This is a genomic window from Halomonas sp. MS1, from assembly GCF_024182575.1.
Lineage (GTDB): Bacteria > Pseudomonadota > Gammaproteobacteria > Pseudomonadales > Halomonadaceae > Vreelandella.
This window is the reverse complement of record NZ_CP098926.1, coordinates 615,389-634,131: the sequence shown is the minus strand read 5'-3', so window position 1 is coordinate 634,131 and position 18,743 is coordinate 615,389. Positions and strand designations below refer to the sequence as shown.

8 protein-coding genes and 2 tRNA genes are annotated in these 18,743 nt (G+C 51.4%); 8 read left to right on the top strand and 2 right to left on the bottom strand.

Annotation, left to right across the window (positions count from 1 at the left end):
• Window positions 1-26: 26 nt before the first annotated feature.
• From NF683_RS02955 to NF683_RS02935, 5 genes are all read left to right on the top strand, one after another.
• The gene (locus tag NF683_RS02955) at window positions 27-1,409 is read left to right on the top strand and encodes a TolC family outer membrane protein (protein WP_232471392.1); all 1,383 of its coding nucleotides are present in this window, start codon (window positions 27-29) and stop codon (window positions 1,407-1,409) included.
• Window positions 1,410-1,539: 130 nt separating this feature from the next.
• Entirely contained in the window at window positions 1,540-3,750 is a 2,211-nt protein-coding gene (locus tag NF683_RS02950) for a type I secretion system permease/ATPase (RefSeq protein WP_253921219.1), read from the top strand.
• Complete coding sequence (locus NF683_RS02945; RefSeq protein WP_089039776.1) at window positions 3,747-4,979, top strand: HlyD family efflux transporter periplasmic adaptor subunit; 1,233 nt, start codon at window positions 3,747-3,749, stop codon at window positions 4,977-4,979. Before NF683_RS02950 ends, NF683_RS02945 begins: the two co-directional genes overlap by 4 nt.
• A 498-nt stretch (window positions 4,980-5,477) precedes the next feature.
• Window positions 5,478-6,272 (top strand): OmpA family protein, encoded by a 795-nt coding sequence (locus NF683_RS02940; protein ID WP_157698046.1) that lies wholly within the window; start codon window positions 5,478-5,480, stop codon window positions 6,270-6,272.
• A 205-nt stretch (window positions 6,273-6,477) separates the two neighbouring features.
• Window positions 6,478-12,042 carry a BapA/Bap/LapF family large adhesin gene (locus NF683_RS02935; RefSeq protein ID WP_253921218.1) on the top strand — a complete coding sequence of 1,855 codons (5,565 nt, stop codon included), beginning with the start codon at window positions 6,478-6,480 and terminating at the stop codon, window positions 12,040-12,042.
• Window positions 12,043-12,195: 153 nt separating this feature from the next.
• Here NF683_RS02935 and NF683_RS02930 read toward each other — a convergent pair whose 3' ends face one another.
• Complete coding sequence (locus tag NF683_RS02930; RefSeq protein WP_253921217.1) at window positions 12,196-15,384, bottom strand: UDP-N-acetylmuramoyl-tripeptide--D-alanyl-D-alanine ligase; 3,189 nt, start codon at window positions 15,382-15,384, stop codon at window positions 12,196-12,198.
• 216 nt (window positions 15,385-15,600) lie between these two features.
• On the opposite strand from NF683_RS02930, the gene NF683_RS02925 reads away from it, so the two are divergent.
• From NF683_RS02925 to nadA, 3 genes are all read left to right on the top strand, one after another.
• Window positions 15,601-15,676 (top strand) — tRNA-Lys (locus NF683_RS02925).
• A 51-nt stretch (window positions 15,677-15,727) separates the two neighbouring features.
• Window positions 15,728-15,803: transfer RNA gene (locus NF683_RS02920), tRNA-Lys, on the top strand.
• 289 nt (window positions 15,804-16,092) lie between these two features.
• The gene (gene nadA / locus NF683_RS02915; RefSeq protein ID WP_253921216.1) at window positions 16,093-17,121 is read left to right on the top strand and encodes a quinolinate synthase NadA; all 1,029 of its coding nucleotides are present in this window, start codon (window positions 16,093-16,095) and stop codon (window positions 17,119-17,121) included.
• Between the two features lie 71 nt (window positions 17,122-17,192).
• Here nadA and NF683_RS02910 read toward each other — a convergent pair whose 3' ends face one another.
• Window positions 17,193-18,653, bottom strand: coding sequence for a M48 family metalloprotease (locus tag NF683_RS02910; protein ID WP_253921215.1), 1,461 nt, complete (start codon window positions 18,651-18,653; stop codon window positions 17,193-17,195).
• Between the last annotated feature and the right edge of the window lie 90 nt (window positions 18,654-18,743).

Below are 18,743 nucleotides of genomic sequence, written 5' to 3'. Positions count from 1 at the left end.
CATCGCAAAATGGAGTGAAGCTAACTATGAGTAACCTCAGTGCTGACAAACTAAAAAATAAGACTCCCTACGCAGCATGGGTATTGGCAGTCAGCTTTTTGTCATGGGGCGGGATTAACACGACGTGGGCGCAGATGAGTGCCTCGTCGATATTGGAGGGTGCCACTGATCAGCCAGCGCAAGAGGCTCGACAGCTAACCATGCAAGCGGCGGTTCAACAAGCGGTTAACTGGTACCCTTCTATTGCTGAAACATTGGGGCGCTTATATCAGCAAAATGAGCAGGTGGCGGTGGCGCGTTCAGGGGCGCTACCTCAGGTTAATGCGGGGTTATCATCAGAGTACAGAACATCCAGTAGCCAAACGGAAGAGGCGTTCAATATTACCGCCTCCCAGATGCTCTATGATTTTGGCAAAGTTGAAAATGAGGTAAAAGCAGAATTATTTGGAGTAGAGCGCGATCAGGCAAGAGTTCTGTTGGCAATTGATCAACTAGCGCTCGAGGTCGCTCAAGCAGTAATTGATATTCAGCGCTTTAAAACCTTGTTGGCGATTGCAGATGATCAAATTAACAATGTCACCGATATACAGGTGTTAGCGGAAAGACGCTCAGAGCTTGGCGCCAGCACACGGTCTGATGAGATGCAGGCGCAGTCAAGGGTGGAAGCGGCTAGAGCAACACGTGAGCAGTATCAGTCACGGCTGTCAACCAGTCGTAATAACTTAAGCAGGCTCATTGGGGCGCAAAGGCCGGTTAGCGTTACGGATACTCTTCCCGATGGCTTGTTACAAGTATGTAAGACGGTTTCTGATCAGTTTCATAATGTACCGGAAATTATGGTGGCCGATGCCCAGCGTGAAGAAGCACGCGCACAAATTGCTCGGCGTGAGGCAGATTTTTACCCAACTATCTCGGCAGAGGCAGGCTTTAATCAATTTATTAACCAGGTCGGCAACAATGATGATACCGATGTATCGCTGGGGTTGAATATCTCCAGTAGCCTGTATCAAGGCGGGGCCACCCGTGCTCAACGGCGATCCGCTGATTACGTACTGCAAGCGCTAGAAGCATCAAAAGATAATGTATTAATTGAGTTACAAAGACGCGTGCAAGATGCGCAGGAACAAGCACGTAGTGCGATGAGCCAAATTGATATTCTGAAAAAAAGAATAGAGGGCATGGCAGTCACTCAAGAACTATACCGCCAACAGTATTTATCACTGGGGACGCGTTCATTGCTTGACTTGTTGAATGCAGAAGAAGAGATACAGCAGGCAAGGATTAGTATGGAGAGTGCGCGTTACGATATGTATGCTGTTCAATTTGACTGCCTTTATGCATCTTCAGGGTTTCGTGATATGTTTGAAATAAGTGATGAAACTGTTCAAGGGATAAGCCTTTCGCCATAGTGATTGAATTTTTCTATAGTTTTTTGAGTATCCTCAGTGTGAATTTTGCGCGCTCAAGAGGCGCGCTTATTTGTACTTGTGTGCGTAATTGCTTATTGCGATTTAATTATAAAGTATAAGGTGCATAGATATGTCAGATGAAAGTCGAGGAGAGGCTGATGAGACGCAAAACGTCGACTTCGAACATTGGATAGAAGCGATGGCAATGGTCGCCCGCCACTATCGGTTAGATTACTCTGCTGAAAACGCTAAAATTCGTTCAGCTTGGAGTCATGGGGTGGCACTTTCAGATGCGTTTCGTGGTATTGCTCATCAATTGGGCATGACGTTGACGATTGAGTCTTACAATAAAAAATTAATGACGCCCTGGCGGTTGCCCATTGTTGTGCAGTTTGATAATGGCCAGTTCGCTGTTATTGAAACGATAAGCAGTCAGAAGGAAGTTGGGTTAGTTTACTGTGGTGATGAAGGAGTAAAAAGCAGGCTTGATCTTAGTGTTCTTGAGCAGCACGCTGTGGGGCTTTACATGGCTCGGCCAGTACGTTCGGTGCCTGATTCACGCGTCGATGAATATATAAAGCCTTATGATAAACACTGGTTAAGAAAAATTGTTCTTCGGGATTGGAAACCGTATGGACATATTATGTTGGCCGCTTTGCTTTCTAATATTCTTGCACTCGCTGGAATTGTATTTACGCGGCAAGTTTATGATCGTGTGATACCCGCCGAATCCTACTCAACACTTTATGTGCTATTTAGTGGCGTTGTAGTTGCACTGATCTTTGACTTTATTTTGAGAAGGGTGCGGGTTCGGGTAACAGACTTACTGGGTAAACGTGCTGATTTACGCATGTCTGATAAAGTGTATGGCCATGCGCTAAGAGTTAGAAACTCAGAAAGACCAACGTCAACGGGCACTTTTATATCGCAAATTCGCGAGTTGGAACGCGTTAGAGAGCTAATGACGTCAACGACGGTCACTGCGTTCTCAGATATGCCCTTTTTTATCCTTTTCTGTTTTGTTTTTTGGTATATCGCCGGCTCTTTAGTGTTAGTGCCAGTGGTGGCGGTTATGCTCATGTTGTTGCCCGCTATTTTGATACAGGGGAAGCTAAAGAAATTAGCCACTGAGTCAATGCGAGAGTCGTCGCTGCGTAATGCAATGTTAGTTGAGTCTATACAAGGTATGGATGATATTAAATCGCTGCAGGCTGAACCTAGGTTTCAAGGCCAGTGGAATCATTATACCTCCGAAGTTGCAGACTCAAGTCTTAGGCTAAGATACATTACCAACACATTAAGTGTCTGGAGCCAAACCATTATCACAGGGGTGTTTGCAACGGTTGTCCTGGTCGGGGCTCCAATGGTGATGTCTGGTGACCTAACAAGCGGTACGTTGATAGCGGCTTCTATTCTATCCTCCAGGATGTTGTCGCCAATGACAGGTTTGACGCAAGTGCTTAGCAAATGGCAACAAGCCAAGGTGGCTGCTGAAGGTCTTGATAAATTAATGCAGCGTTCGACGGATTATCCTGAAACAGAAAAAAGTGTTCATCGCCCAGTTATCAACGGTGATTATCTATTTAGTGATACGACGTTTAAATACAGTGCCGCCGCTAAAACGCCATCACTTAAGATTGAGCAGCTACAAATAAAACCGGGTGAGAAAGTGGCTGTTTTAGGACGCAATGGTGCGGGCAAGTCGACGCTGCTCCAGGCGTGTTCGGGTATGTTGGAGTCTTCGGACGGAGAAGTAACGCTGGATGGCATTCGTCTTTCACACATCGACCCTGCTGATGTTCGGCGCGACGTGGCTTTCCTTAGCCAGAACGCAAGGTTATTTCACGGCACCATCCGTGAAAATCTATTGATGGCTAAACCCTTGGCATCCGACCAGGACTTGATCGAGGTCTTGAAAATGTCAGGTGCTCAAGGTTTCATTCGCAAGCTTGCCGATGGGCTCGACCACGTTATTTTAGAAGGTGGCAGTGGCCTTTCCGGCGGGCAGAAACAGGCACTATTGTTAGCACGTTGCTTTCTTCGCCAGCCCACTGTTTTGCTGCTTGATGAGCCTACCGCGTCACTAGATGACAGTTCAGAGAAACATATCATTCAATCACTTGGTACATTCGCGACTAATAAAACGTTAGTGGTCTCCACGCATCGCATGGCGTTATTGAGCTTAGTGGAGCGAATTATCGTGGTTGATAACGGCCGTATTGTGATGGACGGTAAGAAAGCTGACGTACTCGCTAAACTTAAGCGTCAACCAGCGGCTGTTAAACGTGGTGTAAATTCGTCACAAACCCTGCACGGGAAAGGTGAGGAGGGAGCATCATGAGTCAGTCACACAATCGTAAAACAGATTCAAAAAACTTGCTTTTTCTTGATTTTGAACAAGATAAACAGCGCCAAAATCAACATGCCGATGATGCTAAAACGATCCGTTCGGTACGTATTATTTGGTGGATATTGGCTTGCTTCTTGAGCTTTGCTGTCTGGGCCTACTTCGCAGAGCTGGTCGAAGTGTCTTCCGGCGAGGGCAAGGTGATTCCCTCTTCACGCGAACAAATTGTGCAGTCGCTTGAGGGGGGGATAGTGACCCAGCTAAACGTGCGAGAAGGGGATATTGTTGAAGCTGGGCAAGTGCTTGCTCAGTTAGACCCAACCCAGTCTCAATCTAGCGTCGATGAAACAGCGGCCAGATACCGGGCGGCCTTAGCACGGGCAAGCAGACTGGAGGCAGAGGTAAATGAAGAGCCGCTGAGTTTTCCTGACGAACTCGGTGCTTACCCAGCTTTATTAGCCAGTGAACGGTTGTTGTATGCAACCAGAACAAGAGCATTAGAGAGTTCGCTTGCAGGTATTCGAGATACGTTAGCGATAGTGCGTGAGGAGTTAGGGTTAACAAGGTCGCTAGTTCAGGTAGGAGCAGCAAGTAATGTGGAAGTGCTCAGGCTACGTCGCCAGGAATCAGAGCTGGAACTCCAAGCCGCTGATGTCCGGTCAGAGTACTTTGTGTTGGCTAGGGAAGAGCTTGCTGAGGCTCATGCTGACGTTGAAGCTTTTTCTTCTGTGATTATGGGGCGCTCGGATACGCTTTCTCGGCTTACCATGCTTTCTCCAGTAAGGGGGGTGGTAAAAGATGTGGAGGTGACAACCACGGGCGGGGTGATTCCACCCAACGGCCGGTTAATGACCATTGTGCCTTTGGATGATCAGTTGCTGATCGAAGCACGTATCTCGCCACGAGATATCGCGTTTATTCATCCTGGGCAGACGGCTAACATTAAAATAACGGCTTATGACCATAGCACTTATGGTGGCATGGAAGGTGAAGTTGTGACGATTTCACCGGATACGGTACAGGATGAAGCCGACCCGAATATTTTTTACTACCGTGTATTTGTACGTACGGAAAAGGATTCGTTAGAAAATGATATAGGCACGAAGTTTGCCATTGTGCCCGGTATGGTGGCGACGGTGGATATACGCACGGGCAGTAAAACCGTCTTTGATTACTTGGTAAAACCACTGAATCGCGCACAAGATGCAATGCGAGAAAGGTAACGGGTAGTGCGTGTCGCGAGTAGTAAATAACTCAATAAGTGGTGGCAACTTTTGGACGGTTGCCGCCATTTTTTTCAATGTTTCACACATTATCTTTAGTAATAATTCAACGATAAGCTTCTTTGGCTGAGAGTTATTGGTGTCGATCTTCCTCCCTTCCCTCATTAACTGCTTACTTTTCTCCTTGCCTACCGGAACAGATCACTAGGGCTGGCACAGTAGATCGCTCAAGTAGCACTACTACTTCAATACGTCAATTTAGCACTACTCAAAAAGTGTAGGGGCATAAATGGCGCGTATTACTAATGTGATCTAATTTTAATGAGTTTAGTGATGAATGATAACGAAGGTTACATCGCCGGGTTCGAGTTGCTGGGATGCTCGACGCACGTGAGACGCTTCGCAAACAGGCCACTGTTACTGATTAGCACGGTTTGAGCATTGATGGGGTGTGCTCTTCCAATCGTTTCGGTAGCTATGACGTATAAGGGAAAAGCTATGGACAAATACATTAAAAAAAGAGCTGTGCTATCGGTGGTTGGAGTTGTTTTCGCGGCAAGCAGTATCATCTGTTCTGTTCATGCAGAGGGGTTTCCAGATGTTGAAGCATCTCCCGCAGAGTTAGGTAAGTCGTTTCTACGAAACGGTACTTTTATACCTCTCGATAACTTACGGCAAGTAAATGCTGGTGAAGGCAGACTAACCCAGCAAAATGTAACAAGTCTGCTTGGCTCACCTAATGACCCGACAGTCGTTGGCCAGGAAGATAGCTGGGTATACAACGTTAACTTGCCCCTACACGGTGAAAGCTACCTTGTATGCCAATATCGGGTTTCATTTTCTCAGCAAGTACTTGTGTCTTCAGAATGGCGGCGGCCACAGTGTGATCGCTTATTCGCAGAACTTTCAACGCCAGCTCAACCTCAAGAAGTCAGCTTCTCAGCTGATTTTTTATTTGGGTTTGATAGCTATGCCATTTCTCCGCAAGGCCGATCAGAACTTCAGCGAGCCATTCAAAACGCCCAGACGAAGTTTCAAACTCCCACGGTCTTAGTGACTGGCCATACCGACCGAATTGGTTCGGCAGAATACAACTTGCGCCTTTCCGAACAGCGGGCAAAAGCGGTCGCTGATGCTTTAGTGGCAGGAGGAACCAATCCTCAGAATATTCGCTATACAGGCCTAGGGCAGAGTGAGCCTTTGGTGAGCTGTCAAAACATTGCAGGTGCTGCATTAAAAGAGTGCCTGGCGCCTAACCGCCGCGTCGAAATTTTATTACAAGAAAATAGTTGAAACTGAGAGGGGCTTGCTTTCGCAAGTTTGCTAAATGCTTCTAATTAAAGGAGAGCCAAATCCAACAATAATCGGTTTTTGACTTTGATAGTTCTTTTCAGCCTTGGGAATCTTCAGGCCAGGATGCATCGGTGTTCTACAGGATGTTGGGGAAAGCGAATTCGTCAAGGTAACCCTTTGGAAGTGATACGAGAATAGGTGAAGCATGGACAATGCACTCATTGTTGCTACCCCTAAGTCGGGTGGCGATGCGGTTGAAATACCAAGAGGAAGTGTTGTTGATTTGCAGGAACCGAGCGTCGTTACGATTTCTGTAGGACCTGAAGAAACCGCCTCTTTTGATCGGTCGGGAATGGATCTTATTATCACCCTGAAGTCGGGGGAACAGATTGTCATTGCTGGCTTTTTTGATGTCCCGGAGGGGGAGCGGAGTGAGCTGCTTCTCGAAGACGCCGATGAAGTTATCTGGTGGGGGCAGTACGAGATACCTTGGTCTGGGTTTGCGTTCTCTGAAACCCTAGTGGCAGCAGGTGGACTAGCGCAAGATAGTAGCAACCCTTCCTGGGCAGCTGCCTTAGGAATGCTTGGCTTGGTTGGTATTGCTGCGGCTGCTTCCTCTTCGTCTTCTTCAGACAGCGACTCTGACGCTGACAGCGACTCTGATGCTGACGCTGACGCTGATGCTGATGCAGACGCAGACGCAGATGCAGATGCAGATGCAGATGCAGATGCAGATGCAGATGCAGATGCAGATGCAGATGCAGATGCAGACGCAGACGCAGACGCAGACGCAGATGCAGATGCAGATGCAGATGCAGATGCAGATGCAGACGCAGACGCAGACGCAGATGCAGATGCAGATGCTGACGCTGACACCGATGCAGACGCAGATTCAGATACGGACTCTGACTCAGATTCAGATGCGGACTCCGACGCCGATGCACCAGACGCACCGACCGTTGATAGCGTTACCAACACTTTTGATGAGAACGGCGATCCAGACGGCACCACGGTTAGCGGTACGGCAGAGCCAGGCAGTACGGTTGAAATCCGTGATGCCGACGGCAACGTTGTTGGGTCAGGTGAAGCTGGCGAAGACGGCAGCTACGCCATCACCACGGATGAGCCGCTGGCCGATGGTGAAGAGTACGACGTAGTTGCCATTGACGACATGGGTAATGTCTCTGAGCCGGCCATGGTGACGGGGGATACCACGGCACCAGACGCACCGACCATTGATAGCATTGCCAACACTTTTGATGAGAACGGCGAGCCAGACGGCACCATGGTTAGCGGTACGGCAGAGCCAGGCAGTACGGTTGAAATCCGTGATGCCGACGGCAACGTTGTTGGGGCGGGTGAAGCTGGCGAAGACGGTAGCTACGCCATCACCACAGATGAGCCGCTGGCCGACGGTGAAGAGTATGACGTAGTCGCCATTGACGACATGGGTAATGTCTCTGAGCCGGCCATGGTGACGGGGGATACCACGGCACCAGACGCACCGACTGTTGATAGCATTGCCAACACTTTTGATGAGAACGGCGATCCAGACGGCACCACGGTTAGCGGTACGGCAGAGCCAGGCAGTACGGTTGAAATCCGTGATGCCGACGGCAACGTTGTTGGGGCGGGTGAAGCTGGCGAAGACGGTAGCTACGCCATCACCACAGATGAGCCGCTGGCCGACGGTGAAGAGTATGACGTAGTCGCCATTGACGACATGGATAATGTCTCTGAGCCGGCCAAAGTGACGGGGGATACCACGGCACCAGACGCACCGACCGTTGATAGCGTTACCAACACTTTTGATGAGAACGGCGATCCAGATGGCACCACGGTTAGCGGTACGGCAGAGCCAGGCAGTACGGTTGAAATCCGTGATGCCGACGGCAACGTTGTTGGGTCAGGTGAAGCTGGCGAAGACGGTAACTACGCCATCACCACAGATGAGCCACTGGCCGATGGTGAAGAGTACGACGTAGTCGCCATTGACGATATGGGTAATGTCTCTGAGCCGACCACGGTAATCGGTGACTTTGGTGACGATGGTGATGCAGACGCAGATGCTGACACGGATGCCGATGCCGATGCGGACGCTGACGCCGATGCGGATGCGGATGCCGACGCCGATGCCGACGCCGATGCCGATGCCGATGCCGATGCCGATGCTGACACGGATGCCGATGCAGATGCAGACGCCGATGCTGACGCTGACGCGGATGCAGATGCTGACACCGATGCGGACGCTGACGCCGATGCGGATGCCGATGCGGATGCGGATGCGGATGCGGACGCCGATGCAGATGCAGATGCAGATGCAGATGCAGATGCAGATGCGGACACGGACGCTGATGCCGACGCTGACGCTGACGCTGACGCTGACGCTGACGCTGACGCTGACGCTGACGCTGACGCGGATGCAGATGCAGATGCTGACACCGATGCAGATGCTGACGCCGATGCGGATGCGGACGCCGATGCTGACGCGGATGCAGATGCAGATGCAGATGCTGACGCCGATGCTGATGCTGATGCGGACGCAGATGCTGACGCTGACGCCGATGCAGATGCTGACACGGATGCCGATGCAGATGCAGATGCAGATGCTGACGCCGATGCTGATGCTGATGCGGACGCCGATGCCGACGCCGACGCAGACGCAGACGCAGACGCAGACGCAGACGCAGACGCAGACGCTGATGCGGACGCCGATGCTGATGCTGACACGGACGCAGATGCAGACGCAGATGCAGACGCAGATGCAGACGCAGATGCAGACGCAGATGCAGACGCAGATGCCGATGCCGATGCCGATGCCGATGCGGACGCAGATGCTGACACGGATGCCGATGCGGATGCTGACGCCGACGCAGATGCAGATGCAGATGCTGACGCAGATGCTGACGCAGATGCAGATGCAGACGCCGATGCCGATGCCGATGCGGACGCAGATGCTGACACGGATGCCGATGCGGATGCGGATGCTGACGCCGACGCAGATGCAGATGCAGATGCAGATGCTGACGCAGATGCGGACGCCGATGCAGATGCAGATGCAGATGCAGATGCTGACACGGACGCCGATGCAGATGCTGACGCCGACTTCGAACTAGTTAATATCGATGTTGCTGCGAATCTGGAGCGTGAAATCAGCTATGAGCCGGAAGAAACACCGGCTACTGACAGCGATAGCCAGTTCGACTTGCTTGGTATCGGCCTTCTAGGTGGGCTCGCCAGCCTGGATATTGGCTCTGGTGACCATCCGCTGATCGAGTTCGGTCTAGATGAAAATACCAACGAGACCACGTTCAACGTCGATATCTCTGGAGCTCTGGAGATCGGTGTACTGGACGACTATGTTCTGATCGTTGAAAGCTTTGAGAACGGGGAGTGGGGACGTGTCGAGGATGGTGAGAATAATCTCGACGAAGGACTGCTTTCACTGAGTCTGCTTGGCTTGGGTGGTACTTCTGGGCAGGTGACTCTGGAAAATCTGGATGCGGGCGATTATCGCGCCACCCTGGTTCCCGATCCAAGCTTGATCAATGTTGGTGTGGCCATCACTCGTGAGCTTGACGTTACTGCTACCGACTTGCTGGAGGTTGAGGACATCATTGTTGGTGGGGTTGCGGAAGGCAACTTTATTGATGAGGCCGCCAGCGGAGATACCGTCAACCTGGAAGTTCAGTCCATCTCCTTCAATGGTGATGAGTTCACGCCTGTGAGTGGTGAGATAGAAGTCGTTGGTGAATATGGCACTTTGGCCATAAATGCCGATGGTTCTTACACATACACGCCGGATGCAGAGACTGGTAACCAAGGGGTGGACAGCTTCACAGTGAACGTCGTGGATACTGTGACTAACGAAGTGAAGTCCGCGAATATCAACGCTGAAGTGACCATAGTGGATGTGCCAGACGAGGGGGATGCAGATGCAGATGCAGATGCAGATGCCGACGCAGATGCAGATGCCGACGCAGATGCAGATGCCGACGCCGACGTTGTAGCCTTCGATGATTTGGCTGCTGCCGGCGTTGGAATCGTCCCTGTCTCTGCGAGCCGTTCGGATTCTGGTACCGACACCGTGTTGGTGAACATCGGTCAGGTGACAAATACCTACGAGTTCGAAGTCCTTGAAGGATCACTGACCGATGTTAGCTTCACCGCCGATGTGGGCGGGCTGTTGGCAGTGCTGGATAACACCTTCGTTGACCTGGAGGTCTTCGAGGACGGTGATTGGGTATCACTGGAGGATTCGTCCAGCAGCGGCCTGCTTGATCTAGTTGGAATCTTCGGCGAGGACGCACAGGTTGAGGCGTCTGGTCTGGAGGCTGGTGACTATCGGGTGATCTACGGTGGCGGTAGTTTGTTAGGTGTTTCGACCAGTGTGGATTGGTCTGCGGAGTTCACTGACCATAGCCTGACGGACTTCGAAGGCGTTGCTGGTGATCCAATCACTGGTAACGTGATCACTGACCCGAGCTTCGTCGAAGGCGAGCAGGACCAATTGGGTGTCGATGACCTTGCGGCAGTACATATCCAGGTGGGTGGTGCGTTCGTCGAGGCAGGTGCTGGAACGGTGGTCGAAGGTGAGTATGGTACGTTGACCATTGATGCTGATGGCAACTACTCCTACGTACCCAATGTGGCTGTCGAGAGCATTGGCTTGGTTGAAACCTTCGCCTACCAGTTGGTACATCCTGACAGTTCTACCGATACGGCGAATCTGTATATCCGTATCGATAGTGAGGATGCCGACCTGATCTGGGACGATAACAGCCCGTCAGCTCCAGCGACAGTAATGATGGCGAACGACAACATCGATGCAGGGCAGGTCGATGTCGTTAACGTGGTGACTACCACTTCGCAAGAGGAGGCCATCGACTACAGCTGGCTCCTTGGAATCGGCGGTATTGTGCTTGGTCCAACAGAAGGCAGTACGGCGTTCTCGCTAGCTGAGGATACGCTCACCGATCTCACTATCAACATCGATGTAGGTAGCTTGGTGTCCCTGCTCGACTCCGTCGACTTCCAGCTCTACAAGCTGGAGGGGGATGGTAGCGAAACGCTGGTCATGGATATGGATCAAGCGAGCCTGCTCGATCTGATCGGTATTTTCCCAACCAGCCTGGAAATTCCCGTCGAAGGGCTTGATGCCGGCAATTACCGTCTGGATGTCTCCAACGGTAGTGCAGTAAGTCTCCCAGGTGGAGTCACGGTCGACTTGACCTACGAGACAACCGACCTGACTGAGTTCACTGCGGGCGAGGTGTTCGAAACCATTGGCAATGTCATCGTCGATGACAACCTGGGTTCTGAATACACCACGCTGAGCGTGATGAACGAGCTAGGTGAGTTCGTCATGCCGGGGCATGGCGGTATTGTCATTGAGGGTGAGTATGGTGTGTTGAGCATCATGTCCAACGGTGACTATAGCTATATACCGAATGCCGATATGGCGAACATCGGTGAAACGGAGGTCTTCACCTACCAGTTGACCCATCCGAACGGCACGACCGACGAAGCAACCTTGTCGATTGGTGTTGAGCAGTACGAGTCGCCAGAGGCGATGAGTACCTTCAGCCTTAGCGATATGGACTTTGGTGATGACACCGAAGAGCTGGTATTCCCTGAGTCTGAGGACAGCAAAGAAGAGGAGGAGCAAGTGTCGAGTGGTCCTGATGGCGTTGAGGAGGTGCCAATGGGCGACTTCTCCGAGCCGCAGAATCCGCTTGACGACGAGTTTGATCAGACTCTTATGGTCTGATGGGGATTCTAATATTGGTATTACTGCTAAAGCGCCGGGCCTTCGGGCCCGGTGTTGTTTTGAGGTTAAGTGAAATCATCCATGAGACGATAAGCTAATGTTCAACATTAGTTCGTTATGGGCTGAGTCGCTACGCGCTGTATTCGGCCATGATTAGGCAGTCTCGCTTTCCAACCAAGCAACGATTTTATGCATTCCTGTGCTGTTTGAGCCTTTTACGAGCACACCGTCGCCATCGTTGAAGGTATCTGCCAGCACTGTTTTTAACGCATCAATAGACGCCACGTGGGCACCTTGCTGCGTAGCAGGCAAACGCTCCCAGAATGTTCGGTAATGGGGCCCAACGACATACAGTGTGTCGATTTTAGTACGCTCGACAGCCTCTAAAAGTGCCGTGTGGTACTGCTCGGCTGATGGCCCCAAATCTTCCATATGCCCCAGAATGGCAACTCGTTGTCCTTCAACAGCGAGGTGTCCCAGTCGATCCAATGCTGCGGCCATTGAGCCTGGGTTGGCATTGTAGGCATCATTGATTAGTGTGAATTGGCGACCCTTAAAACGAATAAGTTTCTCCTCTCCACGGCCGGGTAATGGGCGGAATGTTTTTAAGCGTTCTAGTATTGATGCTAGCGGATAGTCTAGTGCCGTAATGACGGCTATTACTGCAAGGCTATTCAAGGCCATATGGTGGCCTGCTGCTCCAATTTCCACGCGTTCCTGTGGGCCACCGTAACGTGACAATGTGGCAACCTGCGTTACGTTGTCATAGCTAATCAGTCGTATGTCACTCTGCTCGTGTTCGCCAAACAATATGACGCGTTGCTCGTTCTTAATGGCGGCCGAGTAGACCATTTCAAACTCGAGCATATCTCGGTTGATGACAGCGATCCCACCCGGTGACATACCCTCGAAAATGGCGCTTTTGACGCGAGCAATATCAGCCACTGTGTGTGAGCTACCTATATGCGCCGGATGGACGTTTAGGAAAACAGCAACATGCGGCCGTGCCATTCTGGAACTGGTCGGCATTCTGCCGACTGCCATTTCTAGTACTAGGTGTGGCACATCCCATCCTGCTGAAGATAGGTTCCAGGCAACGCCATGCGGTAAATTTGCATTGTGTGCACTGGCATAAACGTCACCTCGGGTTGCTAGCGCATGTACCAGCATAGCCACGGCCGTCGTTTTACCCGAGCTTCCAGTCACTCCGACAACAACACCGCTCAGCTGATTTCGAGCATAGCGGCCAAGGGCTAAGATTGCCTCCCCGATGTTGTCGACCTCAAGTATTGGGAGTTCGTTGCTTTCTAGCGCCAGAGTGGATGATGAGGATGAGCTCACCATGATACCTGCTGGTGTTGGTAAGGTGCTCACGCGACTTGGCAGAACGCCGACCTTCTCATCCTCGCCTCTCACAACCACGAGGTCGCCACCACAAACGCTCGGAGCGAAATACTTAACTCCCTTTGCGAACCAGTCGTGTGTAGGCCGTCGAAGCCAGCGCCCCCCTGTGGCTGCTTCTATGTGATGGGCATTCCAGGCGCGGTCGTTGACCACGGGGGAGGGGGCACAGGGCGCTTTTAGATAGTGGGTCAAGAACGCAACATACCCCGACAAATAGTGCTCCACATCATCGATGCGTACACGGAAACTGTGGTGGCGAATAAAGAAGCTACCCATGATGCGTTGGGGGTTCTGAAAGTAGATAGCAAATTCCGGCCAGAAAAAACCATTGAGCAGGTAGTGTGCCCGCGTTTCTAAGGCGCGGTAGAACATTTTTAAATCAATCTGTTCCAGCAGGTGTCGATGTTGGTCGCTGGCTTTTAAGCGTGTAATCATTTTGTGGGCTGCCATCATCAACTCAAGCAGCGTTGGGAAGGTAGTGATACGCCCAATGACGAAGCCAAGATACCCAGCAACGTTTTTGATGCCAAATTGGTAGTAACGCTCTTCCGGCCGGTAAAGCGTTAATTCATTGACGCAGTAGCTAAGCCAATGGTCATGGATTTTCCAGTGCTCTTTCTCGATGAAATACTCAAACGCCTTTTCAACCGTGTTCAACCAGCGCTCATCTTTAGTAAGGCCGTATAGGCGCATTAGGCCGAAAGCGGCCTCGCCATCGTAGTATATGATGCGAAACTCTTCTTTTATGCTGAGATCGTCGGCATTTAAAACGTGATTGAACTGGCCAGTGGCCTGGTGCTGCATGTGCTGTATGCCGAGCGCTAGCTGCTCCATAAGCGGCAAGTATTGCTGGTCATTAGTAAGCTCTGTGTACTTAACAAGGGCAAGCAAACACACCGCGTTGCCGCCGAGCTTTATTTCGTTGTTGCTGTCTTGTAAGTAAGCGAGGGTTTCTCCAGAAGGTAAGGTATATTGGCGAATTAATTGGCTCGTTAAGTGCTCCATAGAGCGGTCTATTGCAGACTTTAACTCGCTACTTTGAGTGACTTCCCATGCTTCAAGCATCGAGTACGTGGTACTGGTGTGGCGAAGCGTATTGTAGGCGTTGATTTCTCTGTCGAAGCAGGGGTGAATGCCATAAATAAAGCGGCCTTTTGCATCGACCTGCTCTGCCAGGAATTGGCTGGATTGCTGGATTAATGAGGTAACCTGAGCAGGGTCTAGCTGCTCGATAATTCGCCGCCCGGTATTGCGACCTTCTTGACCGCCGCTATAGCCGTGAAGCAGTTCATGCGGTTTGTCGGGTTGCACTAAAATGGCTTGGGTGGTGAATAGCAGGGCTTGATCTTGGAGGGCTGGTAATGAGAAGTGCTTACCATAGCGTTTCACACCATAGCTGAGAAAATTTTTCTTGTTCAGTGCGGCTTTTGGCTGATTGCCACCCAGGTACAGCATAGCGTTTGCGTTGAGCTCTTGCTCAAGAAAGGCGTAGCGGAAGTTGGTATCTAGAGAGACGCCATAGCGGAAATAGTTGCGCTTTACGCTTTGCATCTCTTTCTGGCAATCAGCCCATGTCATGGCTCGCGTTCCGGTTACCCAGTCAATACGAAGCCAGCGTACCTTAGGCGACTCTTTAAATTTTCGTTGTTGCCAGTCGGCGAGCTTTTTCCACACCTCGGCTAGATGCTTACCTGAAAACTGCACCACGGTTGCTCGTTGCAAGCCATCCGTGAATGATAAAAAGAGGGTAAGTGATTTGTTTACTGATAAATGGGCTTTCGACAGCTCTGCTTCCAGTGGTGCTTTTGCCTGCACAATTAGCGCTGAGAGTTTTTTTGTGGGGTGCTGCTTGATCAGGCTGCGTACCTGAGGCTGTTTGGCCTTTGGTTGGGCACTACGTGCGGCGGTAGGCTTTTTCACTGTTGGTTGCTGGCGCATGCTGTGCTTCTCTTTGTTAACGTCGCGAAAACACATGGGTATGGTGCGTTAACGCTTTATGTTTGGCTTAAATATCACATTTTAATTAGTGCGTGTCATTAGCGCCGGAGAGTAGCAACCCATGCTTTTTCTGGGTTAATTAGAAGTTTTGCTAATCAGCTTTAAAAGAACTTGCCAAGCGTAGGGGTGGTCTGTATTATATGCATCCGTTCGAGGGGGTCGTTAGCTCAGTTGGTAGAGCAGTTGACTTTTAATCAATTGGTCGTAGGTTCGAATCCTACACGACCCACCATTCGAACCAGTTTATAGCGCCAAGTGGTCAACTAGGTGCGTAGCAAAATTTGGGTCGTTAGCTCAGTTGGTAGAGCAGTTGACTTTTAATCAATTGGTCGTAGGTTCGAATCCTACACGACCCACCAAATTTAACGCCCCTGGTAGCTTGCTGCCAGGGGCGTTTTGCTATTCGGTGATGAAGCGTCCTAACGCACACTTTATGCTTGCAGCGGGCAACGATTTAACACCACAATAGTCTTAGTTATAGCTACCAATGATGTCTCGGTAGCGCTGCCCGCACTAATGGCGGGCAGAGCGATGAGTCACCGCGAGAGACGCAGCGACTCGTCGCATCGAGTGCGGCGTTTGCGGAGTGCACGCGCCGTGACCGGTGTTTAACAGGGGGATTCCCTGTTCGTCACAGTGGTAGACACGATGACTATTATGACTACTCAAGCTGAGCTTGACGCTCCGCTCCCCAGCCCGTACTGCCCCACCCGCATTCCTGTGGAAGATGAGGCGCGGGTAGCCGAAATCAAGCAGTTGCTAAAAGCACACAATGCGGTGCTCGTCGCCCATTACTACACCGATGATGCCATTCAACAGCTGGCTGAAGAGACCGGTGGCTGTGTTGCTGACTCCCTTGAAATGGCGCGCTTTGGTTCGCGGCACGATGCAACAACGCTGGTGGTTGCAGGTGTACGCTTCATGGGGGAAACAGCGAAAATTCTATCCCCAGAAAAACGCGTTTTAATGCCCACCCTGGAAGCGACCTGTTCGCTGGATATTGGTTGCCCCGCTGACGAGTTTAGCGCTTTTTGTGATGCGCATCCGGATCGTACCGTTGTGGTATACGCCAATACCTCTGCTGCTGTAAAAGCGCGCGCTGACTGGGTCGTCACCTCTTCGATTGCCGTCGACGTTATTGAGCACCTTCAAGCCAAAGGTGAAAAAATACTGTGGGCGCCGGATAAGCACTTAGGTGGCTATATCCAGAAAAAAACCGGTGCAGATATGCTGATGTGGGACGGTGCCTGTATCGTTCACGAAGAGTTCAAGGCAAAGGGGATTGAAGATCTTAAGCGTCTTTATCCTGAAGCCGCTGTACTGGTGCACCCTGAATCGCCCGATGCCGTGGTCAAATTGGCCGATGTGGCAGGTTCAACCTCTCAGTTGATCAAAGCCGCGCAAACGTTGCCCAATGACAAACTGATCGTTGCTACTGATCGCGGCATTTTCTTTAAAATGCAGCAGGCGGTGCCCGATAAAACACTATTTGAGGCGCCCACTGCAGGTAACGGTGCGACCTGTCGTAGCTGCGCACATTGCCCCTGGATGGCGATGAATGCTCTGGATAACTTGGCTGGTGCGTTGCGTGACGGTAGCGGTGAGATTTTTGTTGATGACACGCTGCGACTGCAGGCGTTAAAACCATTAGAGCGAATGCTGAACTTTAATGCCTAGCGTATAAACTCTCCATAGCAGCAAGGCGACAGCCCGAATGCGATAAGCATTCGGGCTGTTTTTTTGAAACGTCAAAACTTCTCTAGTGCCTCGCGATATTCAATGAACGCTTCCCTACGTTGTTCGATACGCGCCAGTGCCTGTTGATCATTCTCTTGCTGTGCGGCATCTTTGGCGATGCTCAACTGACGAATGCCGCGGTCAATTCTGCCCGTTAGCTGTAAGTGTTCTGCTCGCGCTAAGTGTCCCCAGCCGTCATAACCGCTTCGTCCGGCCGCTTCGGCAAGAAGATTGAACCCCTGAGGGGTTTCGGGGTGTTGAGCAGTAATATCGCGTAATAACTCATAAGCTGCTTGAGGATCGCGCTGGAGCTGGGCTTCGGCTAACACCAATTGAGCAGGTAAGTAGTTGGGCATGATGCGCAGCAGGCGCTGGCTACGCGTAATAGCCTCCTCATAGCGGTGTGCTTCTAGCGCAACGGTGGCGGCAGAAGCAGGTAGCATGCCGTAGTCAGGTAGCTCGCGGGCCAATTGGTCAATGGTTTGCAGTGCGTTGTCTGTTTGGCCATTGCGGGCTGCCATTAGCGCTGATAGGTAGCGTTGCGCTTGTTCTTCGCTATCCTCTTGAGCAAGTCGTGACGCAGCTTGTTGCGGTGTGTTGTGGTAAATGCTCAAAAGTGCGCGGGCGCGCATCATGTCGTATAACGTGTCGCTGGTATAGGCGTCGGCAATATTTAGCTGTGATGCGCGTGCTTGAGCATCACTTAGTCGGCTATCGCTCACCGGGTGGGTAAGTAAGAACTCTGGTGGTGTGCCGCCCTGGAGCCGTGCCATCCGCTGCATGGCACTGAACATACGTACCATCGCATCTGGGTTGTATCCAGCACTTGCCATTGCCTGCAGGCCAACCCGGTCGGCTTCTTGCTCAAAGCGTCGTGAATAGGACAATTGGTCTTGAATGAGCGCCGCTTGGGAACCCATAGCAGCGGCCATGCCCGCATCGCCGCCACCGCTAGCGGCAATGAGCATGCCTGCCAGCATGGCGGCCATTGCAGGCAGCTGTGTTTGCTCCGCACGTGCACTGCCCCTGGCGTAGTGTCGTTGGGATAGGTGGCCCAGCTCGTGGGCGATAACCGACACAAAGGCTCCCTCATCTTCAGCAAAGGCGAATAGCCCTGAATTGATACCTATGACCCCGCCAGGGACTGCGAAAGCATTGAGAGAGCCGTTATCAACCATCACGGTCGTTGTGCGAAGGTTGCCAAGCTGGCTGTGGGGAGCAAGGCGTGCAACTAGACTATCTAGGTAGTCATTTACAATAGGGTCTTGCCACTGTGGTGCTTGGGCACGAAATTGACGAAGCCAAGCGCGCCCCAGGCGATACTCCTCGTTACTGACCGAGGTTGAAGCGCCGCCTAGGCTTGGGAGCTGATAATCATCGAAGCCGAGGCTAGGCGGGCTAACACTGGCGATGCTCAGAATGAACGCTAGCGCGTAGGCTCGGCGAGAAAGTGTGAATCGAAGGTGCAGCATGGCATCCTCATGGTGTTCCTGATATTCAAGTAATATACGCAGCAAACAGCGGTGTGACATTGATTCAGGCAGGTAAGTGCCGTTAAATCA